This is a genomic window from Solirubrobacter phytolaccae, from assembly GCF_027587195.1.
GTDB classification, from domain to species: Bacteria; Actinomycetota; Thermoleophilia; order Solirubrobacterales; family Solirubrobacteraceae; genus Solirubrobacter; species Solirubrobacter phytolaccae.
Genome location: NZ_JAPDDP010000073.1, coordinates 15,740 through 40,801, shown reverse-complemented (window position 1 = coordinate 40,801; position 25,062 = coordinate 15,740). Strand labels below are relative to the sequence as shown.

The following is a 25,062-nucleotide window of genomic DNA, read 5'->3' as shown; positions in this document are numbered from 1 at the left end:
AGCAGCGCGCCGCCGCCCTCACCCGCAAGGCCACCGCCGCGGCCTTCGGCGCCGAGCGCGCCACCGGCCGCGCCCGCGCGGACGCGGCGACGCTCGACCGCGCCTCCGCGGCCGCCCTAGAGCGCCGTCGGCGCGACCTGGACCGCATCCTGGGCACGCTCGCCGCCCACGACCCGCAACGCACGCTGGAACGCGGCTACGCCCTGCTGGAGGACGCCGACGGCGAGCCGATCACGACCGCGGCCGCCGCCCGCGACCAGCAGTCGCTCACGATCCGCCTCCACGACGGCCGCATCACGGCCCGCCCGGAGACCGCCGCGCCCGCGCCGCCGGGTGACGACGCCGTGGCGGCCGGCGACGCGCCCGAGGCGGCGCCCGACGAGGCCGCGCCCACGCGGCCGGACGACGACGGCACGCCAGCCGACGCGATAATCGCGGCGGACGAGTCGCGGGCGCGCGACGAGACGCCCTCTCTCGATGCGGCCGTTCACGGCGACGACCTCGCGGAGACGGGCGGCGAGATCGTGGCGGCCGGCGACGAGCCCGCGCCCGTCGCGCGCCGACTGCGCGCGCCGAAGCCCGCCACGGCGGCCGGGCGCGCCGCCGAGGACGACACGGTGCGCCTCTTCTAGGCGACCTTCGCGCGCTCGACCGTCATGTCGACGACGAGCTCCTCGACGCCGACCGGGCCCTTCACGCGCACGGTCGGGGAGTCGGGGTCGTCGATCGAGACGCTCGCGACGACGCCGGCGCGACCGTCGGGCAGGGTGATCTCGTGGCCGACGGGGTACGGCATGACGACCGCGCGGAAGTGACGGACGATGCTCGGGCAGAACTGGGTGCCGGAGCCTTCGCGGATGACGCGGACGCCGACGTGCGGCGGCGCGGCGGGTTTGTAGACGCGCTGGCTGGTCACGGCGTCGAAGACGTCGGCCACGGCGGCGATGCGGGGGAACTCCTGGACCTGCGAGCCGAAGAGGCCCTCCGGGTAGCCGGAGCCGTCAACGCGCTCGTGGTGGTCGCGCACGACGGACAGCGACAGCGGCGACAGGTCGGCGGGGCGCAGCAGCTCGACACCGGCCATCGCGTGGCCCTTCATGATCTCCATCTCGGGGTCGGTCAGGCGGCCGGGCTTGTTGAGGATCTCGGGCGGGACGGCGAGCTTGCCGACGTCGTGCACCAGCAGCCCGAGGCCGAGCTTGCGCAGCCGGTCCTCGATGCGGTCGAAGCGCCGGCGCCCGCGGTAGTCGATCCAGCCCTCGGTCTGCCAGACGCGGCGGGCGATCAGCAGCCCGAGCAGCGTGACCTGGACGCTGTGCTTGTGCGTGTAGTCGTCGAAGGCGCCGAGGTCCTCGAGCGCGAGCGCGGCCTCGGGGCAGTCGAGCAGGTCGTTGACCATCGAGCCCGCGACGTCGCCGAGCGACTCGACCACTTCACGCGGCATCCCGGAGCCCGACCGCAGCGCGGTGTTGGCGGCGCTCAGCGCGCCGGCCGTGGCCTTGTGTACCTTCGCTCGCGTCTCGGGCGTCAACGGCTCCGTGACGTCGATGTCGGCGCCGAGCTCGTCCTCGATCCAGACCGATCCCACACCCGCCTTCGGGAGCAGGACCGCGTAGCGCGCGGACAGCTTGACCCCCGCCCGCAGCAGTGGTGCCGTCCCTGGAGGGCCGGCCACCACGTCCCGCGCCAGCTCTACGCCGTCGCGGATCTTGCGGGATGGAATCAAACGCACGCCCCGGTACATCGGCGCGTGAACGCTGCTCTTTACCCGCCGATCCCCCCGCTAGGGTCAATTGGATGGCCGCAGAGGACACGCTGACCTACGAGACCGCCAGCACGCGCCTGGAGGCGATCATCGCTCGCCTGGACTCCGGGGAGGCCGGGCTGCGCGAAACACTGGATCTCTGTCGGGAGGGTCGCGGGCTCGTCGAGTTCTGCGCCGCGGAGCTCGAAGCGGTCGGCCAGGGCCTCGAAGAGCTGCGCCTCGACGAGCTCGTCGCCCGCCTCGAAGCGGCCTAGCTAGAGCTTCACCACGGTCCGCCCCTGCAGCTCCCCGCGCAGGACCGCGCTCAACGCCTCTTCTAGCCCGTCCAGCCCGATCTCGCGCGTGATCGCCTCGTCCAGGTGCGGCGGCCGCAGGTCCGTCGCCAGCCGCGCCCACGTTTCGCGCCGCGCCTCGATCGGCGTCTGCACCGAGTCGACCCCGAGCAGCGACACGTCCCGCAGGATGAACGGCAGGACCGTCGCCTCGAGCTTGATGCCGCCCGTGTTGCCGCACGCGGCCACCGCGCCGCCGTACTTCAACGACCGCACCACGCCCGCCAGGGTCGCCCCGCCGACGCAGTCCACCGCGCCCGCCCAGCGCGACTTCTCCATCGGCCGCGAGGCATCCCCCGCCGCCTCCTCGCGCGAGATCACGTCGGAAGCGCCCAGCTCGCGCAGCCACGCCGGGTCCTTGCCCGACGACGCGACCACCTCGTAGCCGCGAGCGGCGAGGATGTCGACGGCCGTGGACCCCACGCCGCCGCTCGCCCCCGTCACGAGCACGGGTCCACCGTCCGGCGTCACCCCCGCGGCCTCCAGCGCCATGACGCACCGCGCCGCCGTGTAGCCCGCGGTCCCGATCGCCATCGCCTGCCGCGCGCTCAGCCCGTCGGGAAGCGGCACGAGCCACTCCGACGGCACCCGCGCCTGCTCGGCGTAGCCACCGTGGCGGGAGACGCCCAGGTCGTAGCCGTGCGCCAGCACCGCCGCGCCGTCAGACGTCACCCCCGCGAGGTCGATCCCCGGCACCAGGGGCGAGATCCGCGCCACCTGGCCCTTGGCGATCGTCGCCAGCCCGTCCTTGTAGTTCACGCTCGAGAACTCGACGTCGACGACCACGTCGCCGTCCGAGTCCAGCTCGAAGTCCTCGCGCACCGCGCGCGTGACCCCGTCGTCCGTCTTCTCCGCAACGAATGCCCGCATACGGCGAGGCTAGTGGTCGCGGCCGCGAGGCCGGCGCATCGCCGGTGGCAGTAACGGCCGTCGCTGCGTGTGCCCGGTGGGCGCGAGCATGCTGGTGGCACGTGTGCGCCCGCCGGGCGCGCGCAGCGGCGGGCGGGACCCGCCGGAATGCGGCGAGTCGCGGCCGCGGCCACTTACGCCTGGGTGCCGCCGCCCTCGTCAGCACCGACGAGGCCGGAGCGCACGGCGAGCAGCGCGACCTCCGCGCGCCGCTCCGGGCGCGGCATGTCCTCGAGCCCGAACAGGCGGGCGAGGAGGTCCAGCTCCTGGGTGACGATGTCCACGTCGACGCCCGTCTCCTCGGCGACCTCGAGGTCCGAGTTCGGGTTGAACCCGTCGCCGTCGGCGAACAGTGGCCGGCAGAGCGCGCGCAGGATGCGCTGCTGCTGCTCGGAGAAGCGTGGCGTGGAGGACAGCTCGGCCTCGACCATGGTCGGGCCGGGGCCGCCGACGCCGGGCTGCTGGAAGCCCATGATCGTGCGGCCGATCTTCACGAGGTCCCCGTCCGCCAGCCGGCGCCGGCCCGCGAGCCGCAGCCCGTTGACCCAGGTGCCGTTCTGGGACCAGCCGTCGTCGCAGATCGTCCACTCGCCCGCGCGGTAGGACAGCTCCGCGTGCAGGCGCGAGGCCTCCGGGTCCCACGGCAGCGAGATGTCCGCCTCGTAGCGGCGGCCGACCGTCACCGAGTCCGTGGACGCCTCGAGGTTGAAGATGCGCTGACGACCGTCGCCGTCACGGAACACGAGGAAGGGCACCCCACGATCGACCGCTGCCTGGCGCTCTTCGTGTTCTTCGGGTGTCCTGCTGCCGAGCGTCAAGGGCTCCATGGGTTGAGGGTGACCCTACGCCGCACGAACGCTTACGGCAAGTCCGTGCGGTTCGTCACACGACCATAGCGCCCAGGCCTTACGATCCAGATTGACTCACGAGTCAACGAAGGAGAGAACCCAGTGTCGGAGCGCCTCGCCATCGCGGGATCCGGAGCCATCGCATGCGGCCTGGCGGCCGTCGCCGCCACGCGAGGCGAGGTAACCGTATTCGCGCGCTCCGACGCCTCGTGCGACCGGGCGACGGCGAAGGTCCACTCCATCTGCGAGAAGCTCGGCGCGCACGTCAACGGCAACGTGACCGTCAGCCGTGACCCGGACGTGCTGAGCGACGCCACGTTCGTCGTCGAGGCGATCGTGGAGGACCCGGACACCAAGGCCGCCTTCTGGCAGGGCCTGAACGGGCACGTCCCGCAGGACGCGATCCTCGCCACGACCACCTCGAGCCTGCCGGTGACCGACCTCGCGCACGCGAGCGGCCACCCCGAGCGCTTCGTCGGCCTGCACGTGTTCAACCCGGTGCCGAAGATGGACCTGGTCGAGCTCGCGTTCCCGCCCGAGGCCGACGACATGACCCGCCGGCGCGCGCACGAGCTGTGCGAAGCGCTGGGCAAGACCGCGGTCGAGGTGCCGGACACGCCCGGGTTCGTCGTCAACCGGCTGCTGTTCCCGTTCCTGTTCGAGGCGGTGCGCCTGATGGAGCGCACGGAGCTCAGCGCCGAGGCGGTCGACACCTGCATGCGGCTCGGCGCCGGCCACCCGATGGGTCCGCTCGCGCTGCTGGACCTCGTCGGCCTCGACGTCAGCGCCGCGATCGGGCGCACGATCGACGTGGAGATCCCCGAGACGATCGAGCGGCTGGTCGCCGAGGGCGCGCTCGGCCGCAAGACCGGACGCGGCTTCCACACATATTGATTTACATCGAGGGAATGTTTAGCTACGATTGAGATCGCGTTGGGAGCATCTGCTTCGCGACGATCTTCTCATCGCACCCCTCCTCCAGAACCACTTTCGGCCGCCTCGCTCCCCTGAGGCGGCCGTAAGTGTTTAAAGGGCTGGTCGCGCGCCGGCATCGTCACGGCGAACTGACCCGTTAAACACGTCGCGCCCGGGTCTCGCTCCCCTGAGCCCGGGCGCTGCGTGCTTACTCGGTCGATCCTCCCCAGGATCTCCCTCTCTCTCCTCCTCAACCGCCGGAGCGGCAAGTTGGCTGGCGGGAAGGTAGCGCGTCAGAGACGAAAGTGCAATTCGTCACGCAGTTTCATTTCAGGACTGGACGTTCGACTCGGCCTTCGGAACGTGCCGATCGCGGATGCGAACGGCCTCGATCCGGTTCTCACGAACGGACTCGACGCGGATCGAGTAGCCGTTGTGGACCACGGTGTCGCCGCGCTTGGGCAGGCGCCCCAGCTCGCCGAAGACGAAGCCGCCGACGCTGTTGTAGGCGTCCGAGTCCACCGGCAGCTCGAGCCCGTAGTCGATGAGGTCGTTGATCGCGACGTGCCCGCGGACGAACCAGTCGCCGTTCGCGAGCCTGCGAACTTCGCCGCCCTGCGGGTCGGTTTCGTCGTCGATCTCGCCGACGACCTCCTCGATGATGTCCTCGACGGTGACGATGCCGGCGGTGCGCCCGTACTCGTCGATCACGACCGCCAGCGACGAGCGCGCGCGCTGCAGGTCGGCCAGCAGGTCGTCGAGCGGCTTGGTCTCCGGGACGATCGGCACCTCGCGCACGAGGCCGTCGAGCGTGGCGCGCGGCCCCTCGGTGAGCAGCAGCTGCGCGAGCTGGTTGGAGTGCACGATGCCCTTGACGCGATCGCGGTTCTCGTCCTCGGTGACGACGAGCCGCGTGTGCCCGCTGGAGACGCAGCGCCGCAGCGCGGTCTCCACGTCCTCGCTCGTGTCGACGGTGATGACCGCCGGCGCGGGCGTCATGACCTGGCGCGCCTGCTGCTCGTGCAGGTGGAAGACGCCCGTGAGCATCCCCGCCTCGCCCGGGTCCAGCTTGCCGCCGATGACGGACTCCTGGATCAGCACCCGCAGCTCCTCCGGCGACTCGCCCTCGTTGAGCTGTCCCGCCGTCTTGACGCCGACCATCCGCAGGATGCCGTTGGAGGTCGCGTTCAGGGCGCTGATGAAGGGCGAGAAGATCCGGGTGAAGATCAGCAGCGGCCGCGCGACCCAGCGCGCGACCGGCTCGGCCTTCTGGATCGCGTAGATCTTCGGCACCTGCTCGCCGAGCGTGATGTGGATCGACGTCGTGATCAGGTACGCGAGGCCGACCGAGATGAGGGTCGAGAGCCAGTGCGGGACGTCCTCGCCGATCACGTCCTCGATCAGCGAGCCGATCGCCGGCTCGCCGAGGAAGCCGAGGCCGAGCGAGGTGAGCGTGATGCCGACCTGTGCCGCGCTCAGGTAGCGCGAGAGGTCGTCCATCATGTTCACCGCGGTCGCGGCGCCCTTCTTGCCCTCGTCCGCGTCCGTCTGCAGGTGGGCCTTGCGCGAGCGCACAAGGGCGAACTCGGCGGCCACGAAGAACGCGTTGAGGAGGATGAGGACGAGGACCGCCAGCAGCAGCAGGGCGATCATCCGTCCTCCCTACTTCGGGAGGGGTCTTCGTCGTCGGTCATCAAGGGGCGACTCGCGGAGAATACCCCACTCACAGCGCGTCGATGCGCTCCGCCATCTTGTGGTCGTTGTCGGTCAGCCCACCTTCGGAGTGGGTCGTGAGCGTCAAACGCACCTTGTTCCACTCGTGCACGAGGATGTCGGGGTGGTGGTTCGCCGCCTCCGCGGCGTCCGCCACGCGGTTCACGAACGCCATCGCCGCCTTGAAGTCTTCGAACTCGTAGTCGCGCACCAGCGACTCACCTTCCTGCCGCCATACTGCGTCTGAGGCCATGCGCATCGTCTCCCTTGTGCCGTCCGCCACCGAGACCCTGTTCGCGCTGGGCGTGGGCCCGGACGTCACCGCCGTGACGCACGAGTGCGACTACCCGCTGGACGCCCTGAACCTACCCAAGGTCACGCGCGACGTCCTCCCGCCCGGGCTCGCACCCGCCGAGATCGACGCGGCCGTCCGCGCGCTCACCGAGGAGGGCCGCTCGATCTACGAGCTCGACGAGCCCGGCCTGCGGCGCCTGAAGCCCGACCTGATCGTCACCCAGGCGCTGTGCAGCGTCTGCGCGGTCTCCGTCGACGACGTGCGCGCGATCGCCGCGCGGATGGACCCGGTGCCGGAGATCGTCAGCCTGGACCCGCACACGCTCGGCGAGGTGCTCGGCGACGTGCGCACGCTCGCCCAGGCCACGGACCGCAAGGACGCCGGCGTGGACCTCGTCAACGACGCCGCGGCGCGGATCGACCGCGTCCGGCTCGCCGTGCGCCACGAGCGGCACGTCCGTGTCGCGATGCTCGAGTGGCTGGACCCGGTGTTCGTCGGCGGTCACTGGGTGCCGCAGCTGATCGAGCACGCCGGCGGCGTGGACCTGCTCGGCCTGCCGGGCGAGCCGTCCGAGCAGCGCACGTGGGCGCAGGTCGCCGCGGCGCGCCCGGAGGTCGTGATCGTCGCGCCGTGCGGCTACGACGTCGAGCGCGGCGCGCGGGAGGCGGCCGACTACGCGGACGAGCTGGCGGCGCTGGGCGCCGACCGGATCGTCGTCGGCGACGCGTCCGCCTGGTTCTCCCGCCCCGGCCCGCGGCTCGTCGACGGCCTGGAGTGGCTCGGCCACGCGCTCCATCCGGACCGCGTCCCCGAGCCCCCGGGCGGCGTGCGAGTGCTCTAGGGCGAGACCATCAGGACCGTGGCCACGCCCACGGCGACGGCGAACACGGCGCAGAAGCCCACGGCGATCGGCGTCGCGTTGCGCCGGCGCCGCGCGAGCTCCTCGACCACGAAGGCCGTGATGAGGCCGCCCACGAGCCCGCCGATATGGCCGCCGATGGAGATGCCGCCGACCACGAACGTGAAGAGCAGGTTGAAGCCGAGGATCGGCAGCAGGCCCGACTGCATCAGGTCGATGTTGCGGTTGCGGGCCATCACGATCGCCGCGCCGAGCAGGCCGTAGATCGCGCCCGAGGCACCACGGGTGAGGGCGTCCGGGTCCAGGAGCAGCGCGCCGAACGAGCCGGCGAGCAGCGCCGCGAAGTAGATGCCGAGGAACCGCGCGTGGCCGAGCGCCGGCTCGATCATCCGCCCGAGCCAGAACAGCGCGAGCATGTTCAGGCCGAGGTGGAGGATCTCGGTGTGCAGGAAGCCCGAGGAGATCAGCCGCCACCACTCGCCGTCACCGACGCCGACCGGCTGCCCGTAGATGTTCTCGCTGATGAGCGCGAGGTCGATCTCGATCGACGGGTTCGACTGCACCCCGACGAAGAGCATCACGTTGATCGCGATCAGGATGTACGTCGCGATCGGCTCGACGTTCATCGACCGCAGGTTGCGCACCTGCGTCTTCTGCTGCGAGCACTCCGGGCAGCGCATGCCGACGGGCGTCGGCGTCATGCAGTCCGGGCAGATCGGGCGCCCGCAGTTCGAGCACGAGACGCCCGTCTCACGATTGGGGTGGCGGTAGCAGGTGGCCATCGGTGAGCGAAGCTAGCAGCGGTTCCTTTAGGAAGTCACAACGACCGCTGGTAGATCGCGAACGCGCGGGTGGCGAACCAGCCTGAGAGCACGGTGAGCGCGGCGAGCAGCCCGATCCGCAGCAGGTCCGGGTCGCGCGCGGCGACGGCGGCCCAGTCGACCGGGTTGAACTTGGCCACGGTCTCGATCCAGCCGGGCGCGAGGCTGAGCTGCATCAGCGCGCTCGACAGGAACGTGAGCGGGAGCAGGAGCAGCGAGACGGCGCCGATCAGCGACTCGCGCTGGCGCGTGAGCACGCCGAGCCCGTTGCTCAAAGAGGCGAACGCGGCCGCGAGCAGCGCGGCGACGAGCAGCAGCACGCCCGCGTGCGCGATCTCCGCGCCCATCAGCAGCGCGAGCCCGATGATGAGCAGCGTCTGCAGCACGACGGACACGACGCACTGCGCGACGCTGCCCACGTTGAACGCGCCGCGCCAGGCGGGCGTGACGAGCAGGCGGTCCATCACGCCGCTGTTGATGTCCTCGATGAAGCCCATGCCGGTCCAGCCGGCCGACGACACCGCGAGCATCACGACGATGCCGGGCGTGAGGTAGTCCAGGTAGCTCCCGTTGCCGCCGAAGCCCGGGATCTGCGTGACCGCCTTGAACAGCGCGCCGAACAGCAGCAGCCAGATCAGCGGCTGGACGATCGTGATCAGCAGGAACGCGGGCTGGCGCAGCAGCACGCGGAAGTAGCGCAGGGACACCTGCCAACTCTGCCGGACCGCAGTCATGCCGCCACCGCCCGTCCGGCGTGCTTGAGGTAGACGTCGTTGAGCGACACCGGCTCGTCGCTCGGGGCTTCGGCGCGCAGCTCGGCCTTGAGCTCGTCCGGCGTCCCGCGCGCGACGATCCGGCCGCGGTCGACGATGGCGATCTGGGAAGCGAGCCGGTCGGCCTCCTCCAGGTAGTGCGTGGTGAGCAGGATCGTCATCCGCTCCTCGCGCGCGAGCCGCTCGATCTCGGCCCACAGGTCGGCGCGGGCCTCGGGGTCCAGGCCGGTGGTCGGCTCGTCGAGGAACAGCACCTTGGGCGTGTGGATGAGGCCGATCGCGACGTCGAGGCGCCGCATCATCCCGCCCGAGTAGGTCTTCGCCTGCCGATCGGCGGCGTCCTGCAGGCCGAACCGCTCCAGCAGCTCGTCCACGCGGGAGCGGTCGCGCAGCCCGTAGAGCTCGGCCTGCAGCACCAGGTTCTCCCGCGCGGTCGCGTCGGGGTCGGCGCTGTGCTTCTGCGCGACGACGCCGATCGCCCGCCGCACGCCGACGGGGTCCCGCAGCGCGTCCACGCCCGCCACGCACACGGTCCCGGCGTCGGGCCGGGAGAGCGTGGTGAGGATGCGGACCGTCGTGGACTTGCCGGCCCCGTTGGGCCCCAGCAGGCCGAACACCGTCCCGGCCTCGACCTCGAGGTCGACCCCGTCAAGGGCCTGCACCTCGCCGTAGCGCTTGACGAGGCCAACCGCCTCGATCGCCTTCTCGAACACTGTACGAGTCATCTCGAACAGTGTTCTAGTCGACTACGCTGTCGCTGTCAAATGGCGCTCTCCCGCGACAAGATCGTCGACGCCGCCCTGGCGCTCCTGGAACGCGAGGGAATGCAGGGGATCTCGATGCGCAAGCTCGCGCAGGAGCTGGACGCGGGCGCCGCGACGCTCTACTGGCACGTCGGCGACAAGGAGCAGCTGCTCGGGCTGATGCTCGACCGGATCGTCGGCGAGAACGTCGTGCCCGACCCGGACCCCGAGAACTGGCGCGAGCAGGTCAAGGACCTCGCGCGCGCCACGCGCACGCTGCTCAACAGCCGCCGCGACGCCGCCCAGCTGTCGATGGGCCGGATCCCGAGCGGGCCGAACGCGCTCCCCGTCCTGGAGCGCTACCTGGCCGTGCTGGCGGCCGCGGCGCTGCCCGCGCAGGTGATCGCGTACGCCGCCGACATGTTCAGCCTCTACGTCGGCGCGTTCGCCTACGAGGAGTCGATGCCGGCGCCGGACATCGAGCAGATGCGCGGGGTCTTCAGCTCGCTGCCGCCGGAGCAGTTCCCGGTGATCACCGGCCTGGCCGACGAGCTCGTGGCCGGTGATCTGGACGAGCGCTTCGAGTGGGCGCTCGAACTGCTCGTCCGCGGGCTGGAGTCGCTACGAGACGCTGGCGGTCAGGACGGGCTGTGAGGTCGGCGTGGTCGAGCCGCCGATCGGCTCGGTGTTGACCAGCACGGTCTCGACCGCGTCCATGTCCCCCGTCACCGACGCCGTGGCCGAGCCGTCGCGCCGGGGCGTGAACAGCGCCGACGTCGGCTCGGGCGCCTGCCCGGGCTTCTGGATCCAGACCATGTAGACCTTGCCCTCGGGCGGGAGCGGCAGGTTGTTGGCGACGATGGTCGCGCCGTCGTCGGTCATCTCGAGCTCGGCCGACGTGTTGGAGATCGTCGACTCGAACGGGATCGTCTGCGGGCTCGAGCTGCCGAACAGCGCCGCGCCCCCGAAGGCGCCGGCGACCAGGGCCGCGCACGCGAGCCCGACGGCCGGGATCACCCCACGCAGGCTGAAGTTGAAGCGACGGCGCTTGGGCTCCGGTGCACGCCGGGGCGCGCCGCTCGCGCTCGCGAGCAGCTCCGCCTCGCGCTCGACCTCGGCCATGATCCGCGACTTGAGCGCCGGCGGCGGGCGCATCGCCGGTGCGGAGAGCGGCAGCGCCTGTGCGGCGACGCGCAGCTCCTCCGTCTCGGCCCGGCAGGTCGGGCAGGCGGCGAGGTGGTCTTCGTAGGCAGCGCACTCGTCCGTCGGCAGCGCGCCCAGGACGTACACGCCCGCGGCATCCGCCCAGCGCTCGTGATCAGGACCCACGTTCATGCCTCCACCGCCCCGTGTGCCAGGGCCTCACGCATCTTCTTCAGGCCGAGCCGCATCCGGCCCTTGACCGTGCCGATCGGCGACTCGAGCATGTCGGCGATCTCCGTATGGGTGAAGCCGCCGAAGTAGGCGAGCTCGATCACCTTGAGCTGGTCGGCGGGCAGGACGTCCATCGCGCCGCGCACGATGCTCGCCTCGTCGCGCCGGGCCACGTCCTCCTCGACGCGCTCGGGCGACTCCAGGCGCTCGGCGGCGGTGTCGTCGTCCGAGCGGCGCTTGGCGTGCACCGAGTTGCGTCGCAGCGCGTCGATCGCCCGGTGGTGGACGATCCCGAGGATCCACGTGCGCACGGACCCGCGCCCACGGTCGTAGTGGGCGCCGGAGCGCCAGAGGTTGAGGAAGGCCTCTTGGATGACGTCCTCGGCCAGCGCCTGCTTGCCGACCATGCGGTAGGCGAGCGAGTACGCGGCGCCCGAGTGGCGCTCGTAGAGCGTCTCGAACGCCCGGGCATCACCCCGGGCCATCATCGGGATGAGGTCTTCGTCGGCGAATGCGCGGACGTCCATGTGGTCGGTCTGCGCGCGAGCCATGACTTTGGATCAGCGTCTTGGCGCTAAGTCGTCGAACACCTTCAGCGCTTCGCGCCCGGCGTCCTTGAGCGTGCGTGCGAGCAGGTCCCGCGCGCCGCGTGACGCGGCTCTGCGCTTGTGCCGCTTGCGCTGGGTCCTGAGCAGCACGAGGCCGACCGCTGCGCCGCCGCCCACGACGACCGCAGCCGCGGGGCCGACCGCGGCGCGAGGCCAGTTCCGTGGGTCCTTGATCGCCTCCAGCTCCCACGACTCCAGCTCGTCGGCCGCGAGCTCGACGATCGAGTCCAGCGTGGTCTCGAGCCGCTCCTGCATGTGGACCGGGGGCTCGACGGGTGAGAGGGCCGCGCGCAGGCGCGCCTCGATGTCCGGGAACGGTGTGCTCACTGCCTGCCGTCCTGTCCGTTTCCGTTTTCGTCAGCCTGCACGATCTCCTCCAGCTGCCGGATCGCGCGATGGATCAGCACCTTCGTGGCGCCGTCCGTGCGGTCCAGCGCCCGCGCGATCTCGCGGTTGTCCATCCCGAGCGCGAAGCGCATGATCAGCGCCTCGCGGCGGTCGTCCGGGAGCTGCTGGACGCCGCGCAGGATCCGCGCCAGATCGTCGCGGTCCTGCACCAGCCCCTCGGTCGTGTGCGGGGTGCTGATCGCCCCCGCGTCGTCGATGTTGGTCTGCGGCCGGCGCGAGCGGTCGCGGTAGTAGTTCGCCGCCAGGTTGTGCGCGATGCGGATCAGCCACGGCCGCAGCGGGCGCCCGTCGGACTCCTGCTGGGCGCGCGCGAAGTGGCGGTACGCCTGCAGGAACGTCTGCTCGGTCAGGTCCTCCGCGTCGTGGTGATTGCCCACGCGGTAGTACGCGTACGAGTAGACGTCCTTCAGGTGCGCCTTGTAGAGCTCGCTGAAGTCGGCGTCGAGCCTGGCCTTGTCCGGTGGTGCTGTGGCCATCCGGCACGGACACTACGCGGCCTTCGCCCGCTGCGCCTTCTTCGCCTTTTTCGGAGCGGTGATCGAGGCCCGCCAGCGGTCGGGTTCGATCTTGCCCTCGATCATGCTCGCGAGGCCGCGCAGGACGGGCGCGTCGACGCCGGCCTCCTTGAGCCGGGCGGCGAGCAGCGGGACCGTGTCGACGGCCTCCGCGGTCTGACCGATCGCGGCGCCGATCTCCTCCGCCGGCATCCCCTGCGCGAGCAGCTCGCCGGCGCGGCGGTTGCGCGAGCCCTCGGCAAGCACGGTGGCGACGAGGTCGCCGGTGCCGGCCAGGCCCGCGAACGTCTCCGGCTGCGCGCCGGACGCGCGAGCGAAGGCGTCGACCTCCGCGAACACCTTCCCGGCGGCGGCGCCGGCCGCGTTCGGGCCGTTGCCGGCCGCCGCGGCCGCGGCCAGCGCGGCGGCGTTCTTCGCGCAGCCTGCGAGCTCCACCCCGATCACGTCGGTGGTCGGCGTGACTTGCAGGCCGGCGGCCTGCAGGGCGTCCGACAGCTGGCGCGAGAAGGACGGATCCTTGGCGGCGAGGACGAGGCTCGCACCGTCCGACAGCGCGTCCGCGGCGTGCGCCGGGCCGCCCAGGACACCGACCGCCCACGACTGCGTGCGCTCGGCGACGAACGCCGACGGGAGCGTGCCGAGCGGCGGGACGAGGCCCTTGCTGAGCACGAGCACACCCGTGCGCGGCGCGAGCTTGGACGCGTGCGCGGCGACGACCTGCGGCAGCTCGGCGGCGGGGACGGCGAACGCGACGAGGTCGTGACGGCCGAGCTCGAGGTCGGCGGCGCGGACGGCGTTGATGCGGGTGGCGAGCTGGACGCCCGGCAGGTAGCGGTCGTTCTCGCGGGTCGCGTTGATCAGGTCGGCCTGGGCCTTCGTGCGGCAGCCGAGGTCGACGTCGATGCCCGAGCGGGCGAGCATGACCGCGATCGCGGTGCCCCACGAGCCGCCGCCGATGACCGCGGCGCGCCGGAGCGGCGGCAGGCCGCCGAGCCACTCCCACTGGAGCATCACGTTCGGCCAGATGCGGTCCGTGACCGCCGCGGCGAGCGGGCCCGTGACGGTCTCCGTCTTCGGGAAGTTCAGCGGCTGGCCGATCCGCACGCGGATCTTGTGCGGGCGGATCTTGAAGCCCTTGCGGATCGACTCGGTGCCGATCATCGCGACGGGGACGACGGTCGCGCCGGTCTCCAGCGCGAGCCGGCCGACGCCACGCTTGGGCTTGCCGAGCGCGCCCGGGCGCGTGCGCGTGCCCTCGGGGAAGATCAGGACCGGGTCGCCGCGCTCGAGGATCGCCTTCGCCGTGTCGATCATGTCGCCGTCGGCTTCACCCCGGCGGACCGGGAACGCCCCGAGGCTGGACAGGAACCAGCCGAGCGCCTTGTTGTGGAACAGCTCCTGCTTGGCCACGTAGTAGACGGGGCGCCGGCTGCAGAGGCCGATGATGAACGGGTCGATGAACGACCGGTGGTTGGAGACGAAGATCACCGGTCCGCTCTGCGGGACGTGCTCGCGACCGATGCGCGAGAGCCGCCAGTAGACGTGCGCGAAGGGCTGGACCCAGGCGCGCATCAGCCAGTAGACGATCGGGTTGACGCCCTTCGTGCGGGCGCGTGTGTGCAGACGTGAGTGATCCATAGGGTGGGGTAGCCGTCCTCCTCGCCGATTTCGTACACCGTTGCCGTTGCGCGCGTTACAGTCGAGTCATGGCCGTCGACCGCACCCGCACCCTCCGAGGCGCTCTCGCCGGCGCCGCCGCCGCGGCCGTGTGGGCCGCCCAGCAGCCCCTCGACCAGCGCGTCTTCGACGTCGAGTACGACGACGTGGAGCTGCTCGGGCGCTTCGTCACCAACGGCCGCGCCGCCTATCCGATCGGGCTCGCGATGCACCTCGCGAACGGCGCGATGTTCGGCGCGCTGTACGCGAACGCCGCGCGCGGGCTGCCGGTGCCGGGCGTGCTGCGCGGGCCGCTCGCCGGGATCGCCGAGCACTTCGCGACCTGGCCGGGCACGGCCGCGCTCTCGCGCCTGCACCCCGCGGGCGACGAGCTGCCGCAGCTGTGGGGCTCCGGTCGCGCGTTCGCGCAGGCCACCTGGCGCCACGTGCTGTTCGGCGCGGTCCTCGGCGAGCTGGAACGACGGCTGAACCCGCCGGACTCCGAGCCGCAGCCGATCGATCCCGCCGCCGCGGCCTCCAACGGCCACGGCTCCGCCGAGTACGTCGTCTCGCTCAACTAGGCCCCGCATGGCCGACTTCAACCCGGCGCCGGTCGCGCCGCACGTCGCCGCGCGCCCCGCCGCCACACGCCCCTCTTCCTCCCTCGCCGCGTGAGCCGGCGCGTCTTCATCACCGGCGCGCGTGGCTTCGCCGGCTCCCATCTCGTCGCCGCGTGCGAGGCCGCGGGCGATCTTGTCGTCTCGGCGCCGCCGTCGTCCGCCGCCGACTTGCGCGACCCTGCCGTCGCGCGCGCGCTCGTCGCCGACGCGCGTCCCGACGTCGTCTACCACCTCGCCGCCCGTGCGCACGTCGGCCAGTCGTGGGACGACCCGCTGGGCACGCTGGCGGCGAACGTGTCCGTGACCGCGAACGTGCTCGACGCCGTCCGCTTCGAGGCGCCGGAGGCCACGGTCATCTCGGTCGGCTCGGGCGAGGAGTACGGGCCGCCGGAGACCGTTCCCACCACCGAGGACCACCCGCTGCGCCCGCAGAACCCGTACGCGGTGTCGAAGGCCTCGGGCGGGCTGACCGCGCGCTTCTACGCCGACGCGTACGGCCTGAAGGTGATCCACGCGCGCGCCTTCAACCACTCCGGTCCAGGCCAGGAGCCGATCTACGCGATCGCGGCGTTCGCGCAGCAGATCGCCCGCGGGCTCGACGCGGGCGAGAACCCGATCCGGATCGCGACCGGCAACGCCGACACGCGCCGCGACTACACGGACGTGCGCGACATCGTCCGCGCCTATCGCCTGCTGGCGGAGCACGGCGTGTCGGGTGAGGTCTACAACGTCTGCTCGGGCGTCACCCGCTCGGCCCGCGAGCTCGTCGCGGGCCTGGCCGAGATCGCGGGCGTGCCCGTCGACCACACCGTGGACCCATCACGAGTCCGTGCCCACGAGGTCATGGAGATCCGCGGCGACGCCTCCAAGCTCCACGCGGCCACCGGCTGGACCCCGGAGATCCCGCTCGAGCGCACGCTCGCCGACGCGTTGGCGAGCTTTCGCGCCTAGGTGAAGCGGTCGAGCGCGGCGCCGAACTGCTGGGCGAGCACGCGGGCGCGGTCGACTTCGCGGGACGTGAACGCCTGCGGGCGGATGCGGTAGACCTCGAGCAGGGCGCGCGGTGTGCGGCCGTAGGTGACGGGCACGAGCAGCGCGGTCGCGAAGCCCATGCGGGCGAGCTCCTCCAGCTCGGACTGGTCGCCCGCGGCGTCGCCGGCGACGATCTGGCCGGGGATGCCGGCGTCGAGCACGTAGCGGCTGGCGGGGAAGTCGGCGATCGGCCAGCGCTCACCGGCCTCGTCGCACTCGTCGGAGATCTGCTCGAGGTGGTCGCCGTGCACGAGCATGATCGACAGCTCGTCCGCGCCGAGCAGGTGCGCGGCGCGCGAGTTCGCGGCGCCCAGGTCCCACACGGTCTCGGCCGCCGCGAGCTCGTCGGACAGCTCGGCCAGCCCGCGGGCGAACGCACCTGAGCCGCCACGCGGGTTGAGCGCGACGCGGAGGCCCGCGCGGATCTGCGAGGCGCTGGTGGCGGTCGCCGCCGCGTCCGGCTGCGGCCACTCGGGCGCCGGACGGCAGAGGACGTAGCCCTGCGCGTAGGTGACGTCCAGCGCGACGAGCGCCCGGAGGTCGTCGAGGTCCTCCACGCCCTCGGCGCAGATCGCCGCGCCGGTCGAGGACGCGAAGCCGATCAGCGCCTCCAGCAGCGCCTGCCGTGAGCTGTCAGCGTGCGCGCCGTGCACGAGCGTGCGGTCGAGCTTGAGGATGTCGGGCGCGATCTGGATCATCTGCTGCAGGCCCGCATAGCCCGCGCCGGCGTCGTCGAGCGCGATCTGCGCACCGCGGGCGCGCAGGTCCGCCAGCGCCGCGTCCAGCTCGTCCTCGTCGCCGAAGACCTCGTGCTCGGTGAGCTCGACGACGATGCCGGTCAGCTGCGCCGGCAGCGCGTCCTGGACCGGCTTGGAGAGCAGCGCGCGCGGCGAGACGTTGAGCGCGAGGAACGCGCCGTCGGGGCGACCGGGCACTTCGAGCGCGGCCCGCAGCGCGAGCGCCTCCAGGTCGTTGCCCAGGCCGACGCGATGTGCCTGCGCGAACCACTCGTCCGGCCCCCGGCGCGGCTCGACGTCGATCCGCGCGAGCGCCTCATACCCGCCCGCGCGGCCCGTGGCGAGCTCCACCAGCGGCTGGAAGACGATCTCGATCGCGGCCGTGCCCCTCTCGAGGAGCGCCGCGATCTCGTTGCGCTGCTCGGACTCCGGCCGGATCGCGCCCCGCACGTAGCGCACGGTCCGCCCTCGACCCGAGCGCTTGGCCCAGTACAGCGCGGCGTCCGCGTTCTCGAGCAGCACGGCCGCCTCGCGCCCGTCGGTCGGCGCGGCCGCGACCCCCGCCGACGCCGCCACGGGACGACCGTGCACAGTGAGCTCCCCAAGCGCCGCCCGCGCACGCTCGGCGCAGTCCTCGGCGGCCTCGGCGTCGGCGCCCGGCAGGATCAGCACGAACTCCTCGCCGCCCATCCGGCCGACCACGTCACCGACCCGCACGGCGCTGCACAGCCGCTCGGCCGACGCGACGAGCACGCGGTCGCCCTCCGCATGCCCCAGCGTGTCGTTGATGACCTTGAAGTGGTCCAGGTCGATCAGCACCACGGCCACGGCGCCGTCGCCGTCCGCGAGCGCCGCGTTGAGCCGCTCATGGCACGCGCGATGATTCAAAAGCCCGGTCAGCCCGTCCCGCTGCACCTGCTCGCGCAGCGTCTCCCGCTGCCGCGCCGAGTCGTACGCGAGCGCGGCCATCGTCGCGAACCGCTCGACCAGCTCGACCTCCTCGGTGCTGAACGCCGCGCTGTCGATCCCGCGATAGACGTTCAGCGCACCGACCACCCGCTCACGCGCCAGCAACGGCACGCACACGAACGCCTCGGCGTCGTCCGGCGTCCCGCCCACCACGTTGCACAACGGCTCTTCGACCGAGTTCGGCACATTGCGCGTCCGCCGATGGCTCACCGCCCACCCCGTGACACCGGTCCCGAGCGGAATCGGGTCCGAGAGCACCTCGTCCACCCAGTTCCCGACCGCGAACACGGGCCGCAGCAGCGCCGCCGCCTCGTCGATCTCGTACACCGTCAGATCGTCGTACCGCAACAGCGCGCGCAGGTGATGCGCGATCCGCCCGAGCGTCCCGTCCAGCGAATCCGCCGCGAGGATGCCCGAGGCTGCGTCGACCAGGGCCTCCAGCGCCGATCCACGTTCGGTCTCTAAGGCAGCAGGAACGGTCACGATCCGTTAATCGGCCATATGCGCGAGCGCCTTAGCGATCCCTACACTGCCCTTCCCCGCCGGAGTAGCTCAGCTGGCCAGAGCAACCGCCTTGTAAGCGGTAGGTCACGGGTTCGAATCCCGTCTCCGGCTCTCACCGGAACACCGCTGTGCAGGCGGGTTTGCGGGGAATCAGGCCACTTGGGCCGGGTGCTTCATGTCGCGTTGAGCGGGCGGAGAATCCGTCCGTCCTTGTCGCGAAGCGGCGTGCCCTTGTCGACGGCTTGGCGCCGCTTCTCGGCCTCGCGGACCTTTGCCTGCCGGTAGCGATCGACGTCCTGGACGCTGATCGCAGACAGCGGCATCGCCCCGAAGAACGGGAGCGGATGCGCCGTGATCTGCCACTCGTAGTCCAAGACCGTGCTCGGCCGGAGTTCGCCGCGGACGCCCTCGAACCACTCGTGCGCGAAGACCGCGAACAACGGCACCGGCTTCGTCTCCTCGGGCGCCTGGGCGAGCGGATTCGTGATCCCGCGCCGCAAGTCCGCCCGAACGGCTTGCAGCTCCTCACTGGCTCGCTGCCGAGTCCATCCTTCGGACGCTCGTCCGAGTCGTACCTGCCGGCGTTCCCCGGTCGGCGTGTAGAAGCGAAGCGCAAAGGACGTGTCCGCCTTCCCGGCTCGCTCGATCACCTGCCCCGTAGCTGGTCTGGCCATCAGCCCGACCTCCTACGGATTGCCATTGCGGCTCCTTCCCTGCGAGGCGTTCGCAGCGCCCCGGATTCGTGTAGGACGCTCCGAACTTACCGCCAGCGCGGACGGACCCGAAGCGACCAGAAGAGGGAGACGGGATGCGTCCGCTCACCGTCGGACGGCGCAACAAGCCGCGTCGCGCCACGCGTCGGGAAGGTCATCAATCCCAGCGTCGAAAGCGTGCTCGGCGGCGACTCGTCGTGCGTTCGTCGGGACGGTCCCTCTCCCCTTGGCCGCCGGGCCGCGTGTCGAGTTCGTGGCGAGGGCCTCCTCGACGCGCTCAGCGTGGAATCGAAGCCGAGCCTTCGGACCGGCCCCGAGCCGCACGGCACCGAGTTCCCTCGCGTGCGCGTACACCCACGCGCGAGAGACCCCGTACCGCAGCGCGACCTCGGACGGCGTGAGCAGCGTCTCCGGCGCCGTCCCGTCCTCGGCGCGAAGCAGATCCGCGACCGCCAGCGCGACCGCACGCACGCTCTCGGGATCGAGGCGTACGAGTTCCTCCCTGATTGAGCTGTTGTGGTGATTCGCCATCGTCACCACTAGGAGGCGGAGCAGTCGGCCTGTCCCAGGTTCTTTCGTGCTCGATGGCACGGTGGCCTTGCGGCCCAAGCACCGACACGCGACTTCCGATGGCGCCCTAGGGCGCGCTTCCGGCACGAGGACGGGTAGCGCGAGCGACCATCGCCGGTGTTCCGCCGGCCGTCGGCGTACGATCGCACCGTGAGTCCGACCATGGCGGAATCCGGTGCACGTAGGCTCCTCGCACGGGTAGGCGAATTTCTGGAGCACGAGAGGCCGGACCTCGTCCCGTGGGGTTTCAAGGTGCAAGCTGTCCGGTCCGTGCGCCGCCCGAACGCTTTCGCGCCAGACGCCGATGTGTCAGCTGAGAACCAAGTCACAATCGAGCTACGACTACCGGTCCTCTGGGAGCCAGAAGGGATTCCGCTTCGAGCGTCCGCGACGCCCACGCTGGCCAACGTGGATGAGCTGCGCGCGCTTATAGAGCTTCAACTGTGCTCTGGCGAGTATCCGGAGTTGAGGGCCGCGCGCGTTGCAGAGTGGTCGCTGGCTCTCCCGGATGATGCACCGAAGCCATCCAAGATCGATTGGTCGCTGACCGCCACGATCCGCTCACACTAAGGGGCCGGTGCGCGTTGACCAGTCAGGACCGACAGTGGACGTCTGGCGAGGCGCTTGCGGACCTCCAGGTACTGATAGAGACACCACGCGAGACGCTCGACGTCGAGCTGAAGGAATGGCTAGACCTCACGACCGACAACGTCGGGAAGGCCACGCTCGCGAAGGAGATCCTGGCGCTCGCGAATCACGGAGGAGGATGGCTTATTGTCGGCGCGAGCGAGCGTTCCGACGGCTGGGTTCCGTCGGGGCAGTGTCCGTACGACATCGGCGGCTATTCAGCTGATGCCATCAACGCAATCGTCAGCAAGTACGCCGATCCGAACTTCGAAGTCGCAACGCACCACTTGACGGACCGAGCTGGCAACCCTTATGTGGTCATCGATGTTCCGGGTGGGCATCGGGTCCCCGTTCGTGCCCGCGCGGCAGGACCGACCGGCCATGCACTGCGCGACAACGTCTATTACACGCGCCGACCTGGGCCTCAGAGCGCCCCGATCGCTGACGCGGCTGACTGGGACGCGGTGATTTCTCGCTGCATGCGCGCGCAGCGAGAGACGTTGGCAGACATGTTCCGCGAGATCGCTCGGACGATGGGTGGCCCGCAGGCTCTCCGCGAGGCCCTAGCTCCCGGCCCGGCCGAGATGGGGCCTCAAGAACGGCTTACGGAACTCGAGACGTTCGCCATTCACCGGTTGACGGAACTCGTTGCTGAGGTGGACGGGCCGATGAACGAATCCCGGTTTCGCTACGGGGTCTACTCGTGCGGCTACGCGATCGAGAACGCATCGGAGCCACAAGCACTCACCGTACTCAAGCGAATCCTGCACGAGGTTGAGGGCCACGAAAGTGGTTGGCCGATGTGGATGGTCCCGGACGGCCGTATGCCGGAGCGGGTCACGGTCGTTGATGGCATGCTCGAGTGCTTCCTCAACGACGATCAGGTCTTCGACGACGGCGCTCACTCGGACTACTGGCTCGCTCATCCTGCCGGCCGTCTGATGCTGTTGCGCGGCTACCAGGACGACAGCAAAATCGAAGGAGAATTACCTCCCGGCGAGCTGCTGGACATCACAATCCCGATCTTTCGAGCGGGCGAGCTGGCTCTGCATGCTCACCGCCTCGGCGCGCATCTTGCAGACGCGGGAGCGCAGGTGCACCTGCGCATGACTTGGCGCGGGCTCCACGGCCGCAAGCTCTCAACCTGGGCGAGCGGCAGACGGATGATTGGTCCGTTCTACACGAGCATGCAGGACGAGGCGACGGGGCTCGTCGCAGTCGCGTACGACGCCATCCCGAATACGCTGCCGGAGATCGCGCAGGCGCTTGTCGGGCCGCTGTATGCCGCGTTCGACTTCGAGCCCGATCCAATCATCTATTCGCAGGAGATCGCTGGCGTTCTCCGCCGCGGATGAAGCGGCAGACAGCCTACTCCGTGGTCAGCCTTAGGCGTCGCTATCCAAACGCCGTCTCGGCGAGCACGAAACCGGTGATCGCGAGCACGGTCATGATCTGTGCGAAGCGGAGTCGTACGTGCTTGCGCCAGGCGATCGCGGATGTGATGTCGAGCTGTATCGCGAGCTGACGGCGGATCTCGGCGTGTCCTCGAAGATCCAGCTCCCTGGACGTTCCAGCAGGCCAGTGGGGGTGTGGCTACTGCGCGATCGTGTACCCGAGGACCATCGGCTGGGCCTCGCGACAGACAACTGTCAACCCCCGGAACGTCGCAGGTAGCCGCGCGGCAACAACACTGGCGTCCGTGGCACACGTGATCTGCAGCGTGGGCGCAGCGTGCTGGCGACGGACCCGCACTCCGAGCACATCGGCATCGCCCATGAACTCGCGAGTGGCCGCTTGCTGGATCTCGTTGAGCTCTCGGGTCGTCCAGGTCATCGGTACGGGCAACGCGTGGTGCCTTCCATCGTACAGCGAGATTTACGGAAGGCGATGTCGCTTCTTGGGGGCACGAATACGTGTTGGAAGCCGAAGTTCCGTGCCTGAGAAGCGCGCGGTCGGTGGCTTGTGGGATTCCCGAATCGCCCGAGTGCCGGATGCTCCGAGTTAGCTCGAACGTATTGACCCCCGGCAATTCAGCCACGAGCCCAGCTTCGACGGGGCACGTAGGCCATCTACGTCAATTCGCACAAGATCGGTCGAAATGTCCTATCTTGTGCGGTGTGCCGGGAGCCGGATACAACGCCCTGATGGATGTAGCGGTAGGCCAGTACGGCTACGTGACAGCCGAAGACGCTGCCGCTGTCGACGTGGTCGCGGACCGACTCCGCAAGATGGCAGAGCGGGGCACGCTCGAACGCGTCGCCTATGGGCTGTACCGCGTTCCGGCGATCCCGGTCACCGGGCTCGATCAGTACATGGAGGCCACGCTGTGGCCGCGCGGTGGCGGGGTCCTAAGCCACGACACGGCGCTAGACCTGCACGAGTTGTGCGACATCAATCCGACCAAGGTCCACGTGACAGTCCGCAAGGACTTGCGGATCACGCGCGAGATCCCGTCCGCCTACCGGCTACATCACCGAGACCTGGACGAGCGCGACGTCACCAACCATGAGGGGATCCCGATCGTCACGCCAGCGCGCGCGATCCGCGACGGCATCGAGGTCCACTTGGGCGCGCATCTGATCAAGCAGGCGATCAGCACAGCTCGCCAGCGCGGCGCGATCAGCAAAGCGGAGGAGGCCGAACTCAAGCGCCTCGCCCGTCCCGGAGGCCGGGCGCCCTGATGCCCGTCGAGCGCGGCAAGCCGCCGCACAACGTGCAGGTCCTGCAGCGCTGGGTCGGCGAGCACGCCAAGGCGACCGGCGTTGCCCAGCAGCGACTCCAGCGCTGGATCTCGTTCATGGTCGTCGCGGCGGCTCTCGAGCGGGTCCGGGACGAGGACGACGATCCCGTGTTCGCGCTCAAGGGTGGCGTGGCGATGGAACTACGGCTCGGACTCGATGCCCGCGCGACGAAGGACTACGACACCGCCTTTCGCGAGCGCAGCGGCGACATGCTCGATCGCCTGGACCAGGCGATCGCCGACACCTACGGCGACTTCAAGATCACTCGCACCCCGCCGCGTACGATCCGCAACACCGACGCCATCCAGCTCGACCTCAAGCTCGCGTACCGTGGCCGCTCCTGGGGCACCGTGAAGCTCGAAGTCGCGCCGACCGAGGGAGACGCCGGACAGGAGATCGATCGCGTGCCGGCCATCCCTCTCGGCCCCTTCGGTCTGAGCGGTCCGGACGACGTCGCCTGCGTGGCTGTTCGCTACCAGATCGCCCAGAAGCTCCACGCGTGCACCGAGGTTTTCGCCGAGCCACCACCCAACGACCGCTTCCGCGATCTCAGCGACGTTCTGATGCTTGAAGGCCTGATTGACGACTTGGCCCGCGTGCGCGATGCCTGCGTCGAGATCTTCGCACTCCGCGCGAAGCACTCCTGGCCGCCGACGGTCACGGTGTTCGACGGCTGGCCCGAGCAGTACGCCGCCCTCGCCGCCGAACTCGACTTCGAGCCCCGGAACGTCCACGACGCGGCCGCCGCCGTCCAGGGACTCGTCGACGCGATCGACGCCGCCGGATTTGCGCCTAAACGTGCCTAAACCCCAGTCGATTCAGCCCGATCGCTGACAATCCGCGAAAGGACCGAGACCCCGAAATCGGCCTTCCATGGCCAAAATCGAGGTCTCGCGTCACTTCAAATTCAGGCCTTGTAAGCGGTAGGTCACGGGTTCGAATCCCGTCTCCGGCTTGGCCGAGGGTCAGCGACGGCGCGAGCGGCGGTGCGCTCGGCGCCGGCGCGTCATCGGGCGGGACAGCCGGCCGATGCGGGGTTCGCTGCGGAGGCCCAGCGCTTCGAGCGCCTGTCGCGCCTCCAGGCGGACGTCCTCGTCCTCGTCCTCGACGCCGGCCAGGTAGGCCGCCAGCGCGCCCGGGGACTCGTTCGGGGCCTGGTCGTCCTCGAGGATGCGCAGGTGGAACAGCGCCCACTCGCGGATCTCGGCGACGTCGTCGGCGCAGAGGTGGATGAGGGTGTCGACGATCTCGGGCGCGGCGGGGTAAAGGTCGCCGTCGTCGTCGGCGAAGACGCGGAGGGAGGAGACGGCGAACGTGACCGCGGACCGGATGTCGTCGTCGGGGTGGTCGACGAAGGCGATGACGTCGTGCAGCAGCGCGCGGGCGCTCTGATGGCCGGCGGAGACGATCGCCGACTCGAGGACGTCCAGCGGCACGTTCGGGTCCTGGAGGATGCGCCGCAGCAGCTCGATCGTCTCCGGGCGGTGGGGCCAGTGGGAGCGGCGCGCCGACTGGGCGATGCCGAGCTGGCCCAGCACGTCGAGGCCGACGATGCGGCGGAGCTCGTCGGGGTCGAACGCCCACGCGCGGGCGATCTCGAACGTGACCCGCTCGCCGCTCCAGTGCAGCTCTCGCAGGACGTCGCTGTACGCGTCGCCCTCGCTGTCGTAGGCGATCTCGAACAGCTCGAGCGGTGAGCGGGACTCCGTCGACATGGCGAGTGCGGATCGTACCGAGTGGCCTCTGCAACGCCGCGTGCAGGACTCGTCTCGGGACGCCGGCCGGCCGAGGGGACGCGCATGAGCCCTCAGACCGGCCGTACCCTCACGCTTCTCAACGACAGCAGTGAGGCCCACATGGCCATCTGGCGACTTCGAGCCGCTCTCCCGGAGTGCCCCGTCATGGTCAAGGGCCGAGACGTGCAGATCCCGACCGCCGAGCGCGGCGAGATCGACCGGGCGCTGAAGCGGATCCCGGACGCGCGCGACTACCTGTCGTGGTGAGCGCGGGGCCTC

Annotated in this window: 27 protein-coding genes, 1 tRNA gene and 1 pseudogene; 12 read left to right on the top strand and 17 right to left on the bottom strand. The window is 70.6% G+C overall.

From position 1 onward, the window contains the following. Positions 1–632 (top strand): exodeoxyribonuclease VII large subunit (locus tag OJ997_RS28775; RefSeq protein ID WP_270028798.1); only part of this gene is annotated, 632 nt, incomplete at its 5' end. Here OJ997_RS28775 and OJ997_RS28770 read toward each other — a convergent pair. Next, the gene (locus tag OJ997_RS28770; protein ID WP_270028797.1) at positions 629–1,732 is read right to left on the bottom strand and encodes an HD-GYP domain-containing protein; all 1,104 of its coding nucleotides are present in this window, start codon (positions 1,730–1,732) and stop codon (positions 629–631) included. The two genes, OJ997_RS28775 and OJ997_RS28770, sit on opposite strands and share 4 nt — an antisense overlap. A gap of 65 nt (positions 1,733–1,797) precedes the next feature. Between OJ997_RS28770 and xseB the strand changes: the two genes are divergently transcribed. After that, complete coding sequence (gene xseB, locus OJ997_RS28765; protein WP_270012471.1) at positions 1,798–2,019, top strand: exodeoxyribonuclease VII small subunit; 222 nt, start codon at positions 1,798–1,800, stop codon at positions 2,017–2,019. On the opposite strand, the gene OJ997_RS28760 is transcribed toward xseB, so the two are convergent. Further along, on the bottom strand, positions 2,020–2,967 hold the full coding sequence (locus OJ997_RS28760) for an acrylyl-CoA reductase family protein (RefSeq protein ID WP_270028796.1): 948 nt from the start codon (positions 2,965–2,967) through the stop codon (positions 2,020–2,022). A gap of 173 nt (positions 2,968–3,140) precedes the next feature. Further along, positions 3,141–3,833, bottom strand: coding sequence for an FHA domain-containing protein (locus OJ997_RS28755; RefSeq protein ID WP_270028795.1), 693 nt, complete (start codon positions 3,831–3,833; stop codon positions 3,141–3,143). A gap of 123 nt (positions 3,834–3,956) precedes the next feature. Here OJ997_RS28755 and OJ997_RS37895 point away from each other — a divergent pair, with 123 nt between their 5' ends. Next, positions 3,957–4,748: a 3-hydroxyacyl-CoA dehydrogenase family protein gene (locus OJ997_RS37895; protein ID WP_270028794.1), complete on the top strand. Its 792-nt coding sequence runs from the start codon at positions 3,957–3,959 to the stop codon at positions 4,746–4,748. A 351-nt stretch (positions 4,749–5,099) separates the two neighbouring features. On the opposite strand, the gene OJ997_RS28745 is transcribed toward OJ997_RS37895, so the two are convergent. Together OJ997_RS28745 and OJ997_RS28740 are read right to left on the bottom strand one after the other, a co-directional pair. Continuing rightward, positions 5,100–6,422, bottom strand: a complete 1,323-nt coding sequence (locus tag OJ997_RS28745) for a hemolysin family protein (RefSeq protein WP_270028793.1) — start codon at positions 6,420–6,422, stop codon at positions 5,100–5,102. Positions 6,423–6,492: 70 nt separating this feature from the next. Further along, positions 6,493–6,735: a 4a-hydroxytetrahydrobiopterin dehydratase gene (locus OJ997_RS28740; protein ID WP_270028792.1), complete on the bottom strand. Its 243-nt coding sequence runs from the start codon at positions 6,733–6,735 to the stop codon at positions 6,493–6,495. Between OJ997_RS28740 and OJ997_RS28735 the strand changes: the two genes are divergently transcribed. Continuing rightward, a complete protein-coding gene (locus OJ997_RS28735; protein WP_270028791.1) occupies positions 6,734–7,618 on the top strand; it encodes an ABC transporter substrate-binding protein in 885 nt (294 codons plus the stop codon). The two genes, OJ997_RS28740 and OJ997_RS28735, sit on opposite strands and share 2 nt — an antisense overlap. Here OJ997_RS28735 and OJ997_RS28730 read toward each other — a convergent pair. The 3 genes and pseudogenes from OJ997_RS28730 to OJ997_RS28720 form a co-directional block, all read right to left on the bottom strand. Continuing rightward, positions 7,615–8,418 (bottom strand): rhomboid family intramembrane serine protease, encoded by an 804-nt coding sequence (locus tag OJ997_RS28730; protein ID WP_270028790.1) that lies wholly within the window; start codon positions 8,416–8,418, stop codon positions 7,615–7,617. The genes OJ997_RS28735 and OJ997_RS28730 overlap by 4 nt on opposite strands. Before the next feature lie 35 nt (positions 8,419–8,453). Next, a complete protein-coding gene (locus tag OJ997_RS28725; protein ID WP_270028788.1) occupies positions 8,454–9,191 on the bottom strand; it encodes an ABC transporter permease in 738 nt (245 codons plus the stop codon). A 65-nt stretch (positions 9,192–9,256) separates the two neighbouring features. Further along, positions 9,257–9,955 (bottom strand): annotated as a pseudogene (locus OJ997_RS28720) (ABC transporter ATP-binding protein); the annotation flags it as partial. Between the two features lie 39 nt (positions 9,956–9,994). On the opposite strand from OJ997_RS28720, the gene OJ997_RS28715 reads away from it, so the two are divergent. Further along, positions 9,995–10,627, top strand: a complete 633-nt coding sequence (locus tag OJ997_RS28715; protein WP_270028785.1) for a TetR/AcrR family transcriptional regulator C-terminal domain-containing protein — start codon at positions 9,995–9,997, stop codon at positions 10,625–10,627. On the opposite strand, the gene OJ997_RS28710 is transcribed toward OJ997_RS28715, so the two are convergent. The 5 genes from OJ997_RS28710 to OJ997_RS28690 are packed head-to-tail and all read right to left on the bottom strand — an operon-like array spanning position 10,595 to position 14,516. Continuing rightward, the gene (locus tag OJ997_RS28710) at positions 10,595–11,308 is read right to left on the bottom strand and encodes an anti-sigma factor (RefSeq protein WP_270028783.1); all 714 of its coding nucleotides are present in this window, start codon (positions 11,306–11,308) and stop codon (positions 10,595–10,597) included. The two genes, OJ997_RS28715 and OJ997_RS28710, sit on opposite strands and share 33 nt — an antisense overlap. After that, complete coding sequence (locus tag OJ997_RS28705; protein ID WP_270028781.1) at positions 11,305–11,898, bottom strand: RNA polymerase sigma factor; 594 nt, start codon at positions 11,896–11,898, stop codon at positions 11,305–11,307. The genes OJ997_RS28710 and OJ997_RS28705 overlap by 4 nt, the downstream gene beginning before the upstream one ends. A 9-nt stretch (positions 11,899–11,907) precedes the next feature. Continuing rightward, positions 11,908–12,282: a hypothetical protein gene (locus OJ997_RS28700; protein ID WP_270028779.1), complete on the bottom strand. Its 375-nt coding sequence runs from the start codon at positions 12,280–12,282 to the stop codon at positions 11,908–11,910. Then, a complete protein-coding gene (locus OJ997_RS28695) occupies positions 12,279–12,839 on the bottom strand; it encodes an RNA polymerase sigma factor (protein ID WP_270028778.1) in 561 nt (186 codons plus the stop codon). Before OJ997_RS28695 ends, OJ997_RS28700 begins: the two co-directional genes overlap by 4 nt. Before the next feature lie 12 nt (positions 12,840–12,851). Then, positions 12,852–14,516, bottom strand: coding sequence for a 1-acyl-sn-glycerol-3-phosphate acyltransferase (locus OJ997_RS28690; protein WP_270028776.1), 1,665 nt, complete (start codon positions 14,514–14,516; stop codon positions 12,852–12,854). A 68-nt stretch (positions 14,517–14,584) separates the two neighbouring features. Here OJ997_RS28690 and OJ997_RS28685 point away from each other — a divergent pair, with 68 nt between their 5' ends. Next, positions 14,585–15,115 (top strand): hypothetical protein, encoded by a 531-nt coding sequence (locus tag OJ997_RS28685; protein WP_270028775.1) that lies wholly within the window; start codon positions 14,585–14,587, stop codon positions 15,113–15,115. A gap of 90 nt (positions 15,116–15,205) precedes the next feature. Beyond that, entirely contained in the window at positions 15,206–16,105 is a 900-nt protein-coding gene (locus tag OJ997_RS28680) for a GDP-mannose 4,6-dehydratase (protein WP_270028773.1), read from the top strand. Here OJ997_RS28680 and OJ997_RS28675 read toward each other — a convergent pair. Beyond that, positions 16,102–18,375, bottom strand: a complete 2,274-nt coding sequence (locus OJ997_RS28675) for a sensor domain-containing protein (protein ID WP_270028772.1) — start codon at positions 18,373–18,375, stop codon at positions 16,102–16,104. The two genes, OJ997_RS28680 and OJ997_RS28675, sit on opposite strands and share 4 nt — an antisense overlap. Before the next feature lie 58 nt (positions 18,376–18,433). Here OJ997_RS28675 and OJ997_RS28670 point away from each other — a divergent pair. Continuing rightward, a tRNA-Thr gene (locus OJ997_RS28670) sits at positions 18,434–18,507 on the top strand. A 62-nt stretch (positions 18,508–18,569) separates the two neighbouring features. Here OJ997_RS28670 and OJ997_RS28665 read toward each other — a convergent pair. Together OJ997_RS28665 and OJ997_RS28660 are read right to left on the bottom strand one after the other, a co-directional pair. Next, the gene (locus tag OJ997_RS28665; RefSeq protein WP_270028770.1) at positions 18,570–18,896 is read right to left on the bottom strand and encodes an N-terminal phage integrase SAM-like domain-containing protein; all 327 of its coding nucleotides are present in this window, start codon (positions 18,894–18,896) and stop codon (positions 18,570–18,572) included. Positions 18,897–19,214: 318 nt separating this feature from the next. After that, a complete protein-coding gene (locus tag OJ997_RS28660; protein WP_270028769.1) occupies positions 19,215–19,640 on the bottom strand; it encodes a helix-turn-helix domain-containing protein in 426 nt (141 codons plus the stop codon). A gap of 623 nt (positions 19,641–20,263) precedes the next feature. On the opposite strand from OJ997_RS28660, the gene OJ997_RS28655 reads away from it, so the two are divergent. From OJ997_RS28655 to OJ997_RS28645, 3 genes are all read left to right on the top strand, one after another. Continuing rightward, positions 20,264–21,661: an AlbA family DNA-binding domain-containing protein gene (locus tag OJ997_RS28655; protein ID WP_270028768.1), complete on the top strand. Its 1,398-nt coding sequence runs from the start codon at positions 20,264–20,266 to the stop codon at positions 21,659–21,661. 762 nt (positions 21,662–22,423) lie between these two features. Beyond that, positions 22,424–22,987, top strand: a complete 564-nt coding sequence (locus OJ997_RS28650; protein ID WP_270028767.1) for a type IV toxin-antitoxin system AbiEi family antitoxin domain-containing protein — start codon at positions 22,424–22,426, stop codon at positions 22,985–22,987. Further along, positions 22,987–23,853, top strand: coding sequence for a nucleotidyl transferase AbiEii/AbiGii toxin family protein (locus OJ997_RS28645; RefSeq protein ID WP_270028766.1), 867 nt, complete (start codon positions 22,987–22,989; stop codon positions 23,851–23,853). Before OJ997_RS28650 ends, OJ997_RS28645 begins: the two co-directional genes overlap by 1 nt. Positions 23,854–24,012: 159 nt before the next feature. On the opposite strand, the gene OJ997_RS28640 is transcribed toward OJ997_RS28645, so the two are convergent. After that, positions 24,013–24,762 (bottom strand): hypothetical protein, encoded by a 750-nt coding sequence (locus OJ997_RS28640; protein WP_270028764.1) that lies wholly within the window; start codon positions 24,760–24,762, stop codon positions 24,013–24,015. A gap of 84 nt (positions 24,763–24,846) precedes the next feature. Here OJ997_RS28640 and OJ997_RS28635 point away from each other — a divergent pair, with 84 nt between their 5' ends. Then, on the top strand, positions 24,847–25,050 hold the full coding sequence (locus tag OJ997_RS28635) for a hypothetical protein (RefSeq protein WP_270028763.1): 204 nt from the start codon (positions 24,847–24,849) through the stop codon (positions 25,048–25,050). Positions 25,051–25,062 lie beyond the last annotated feature (12 nt).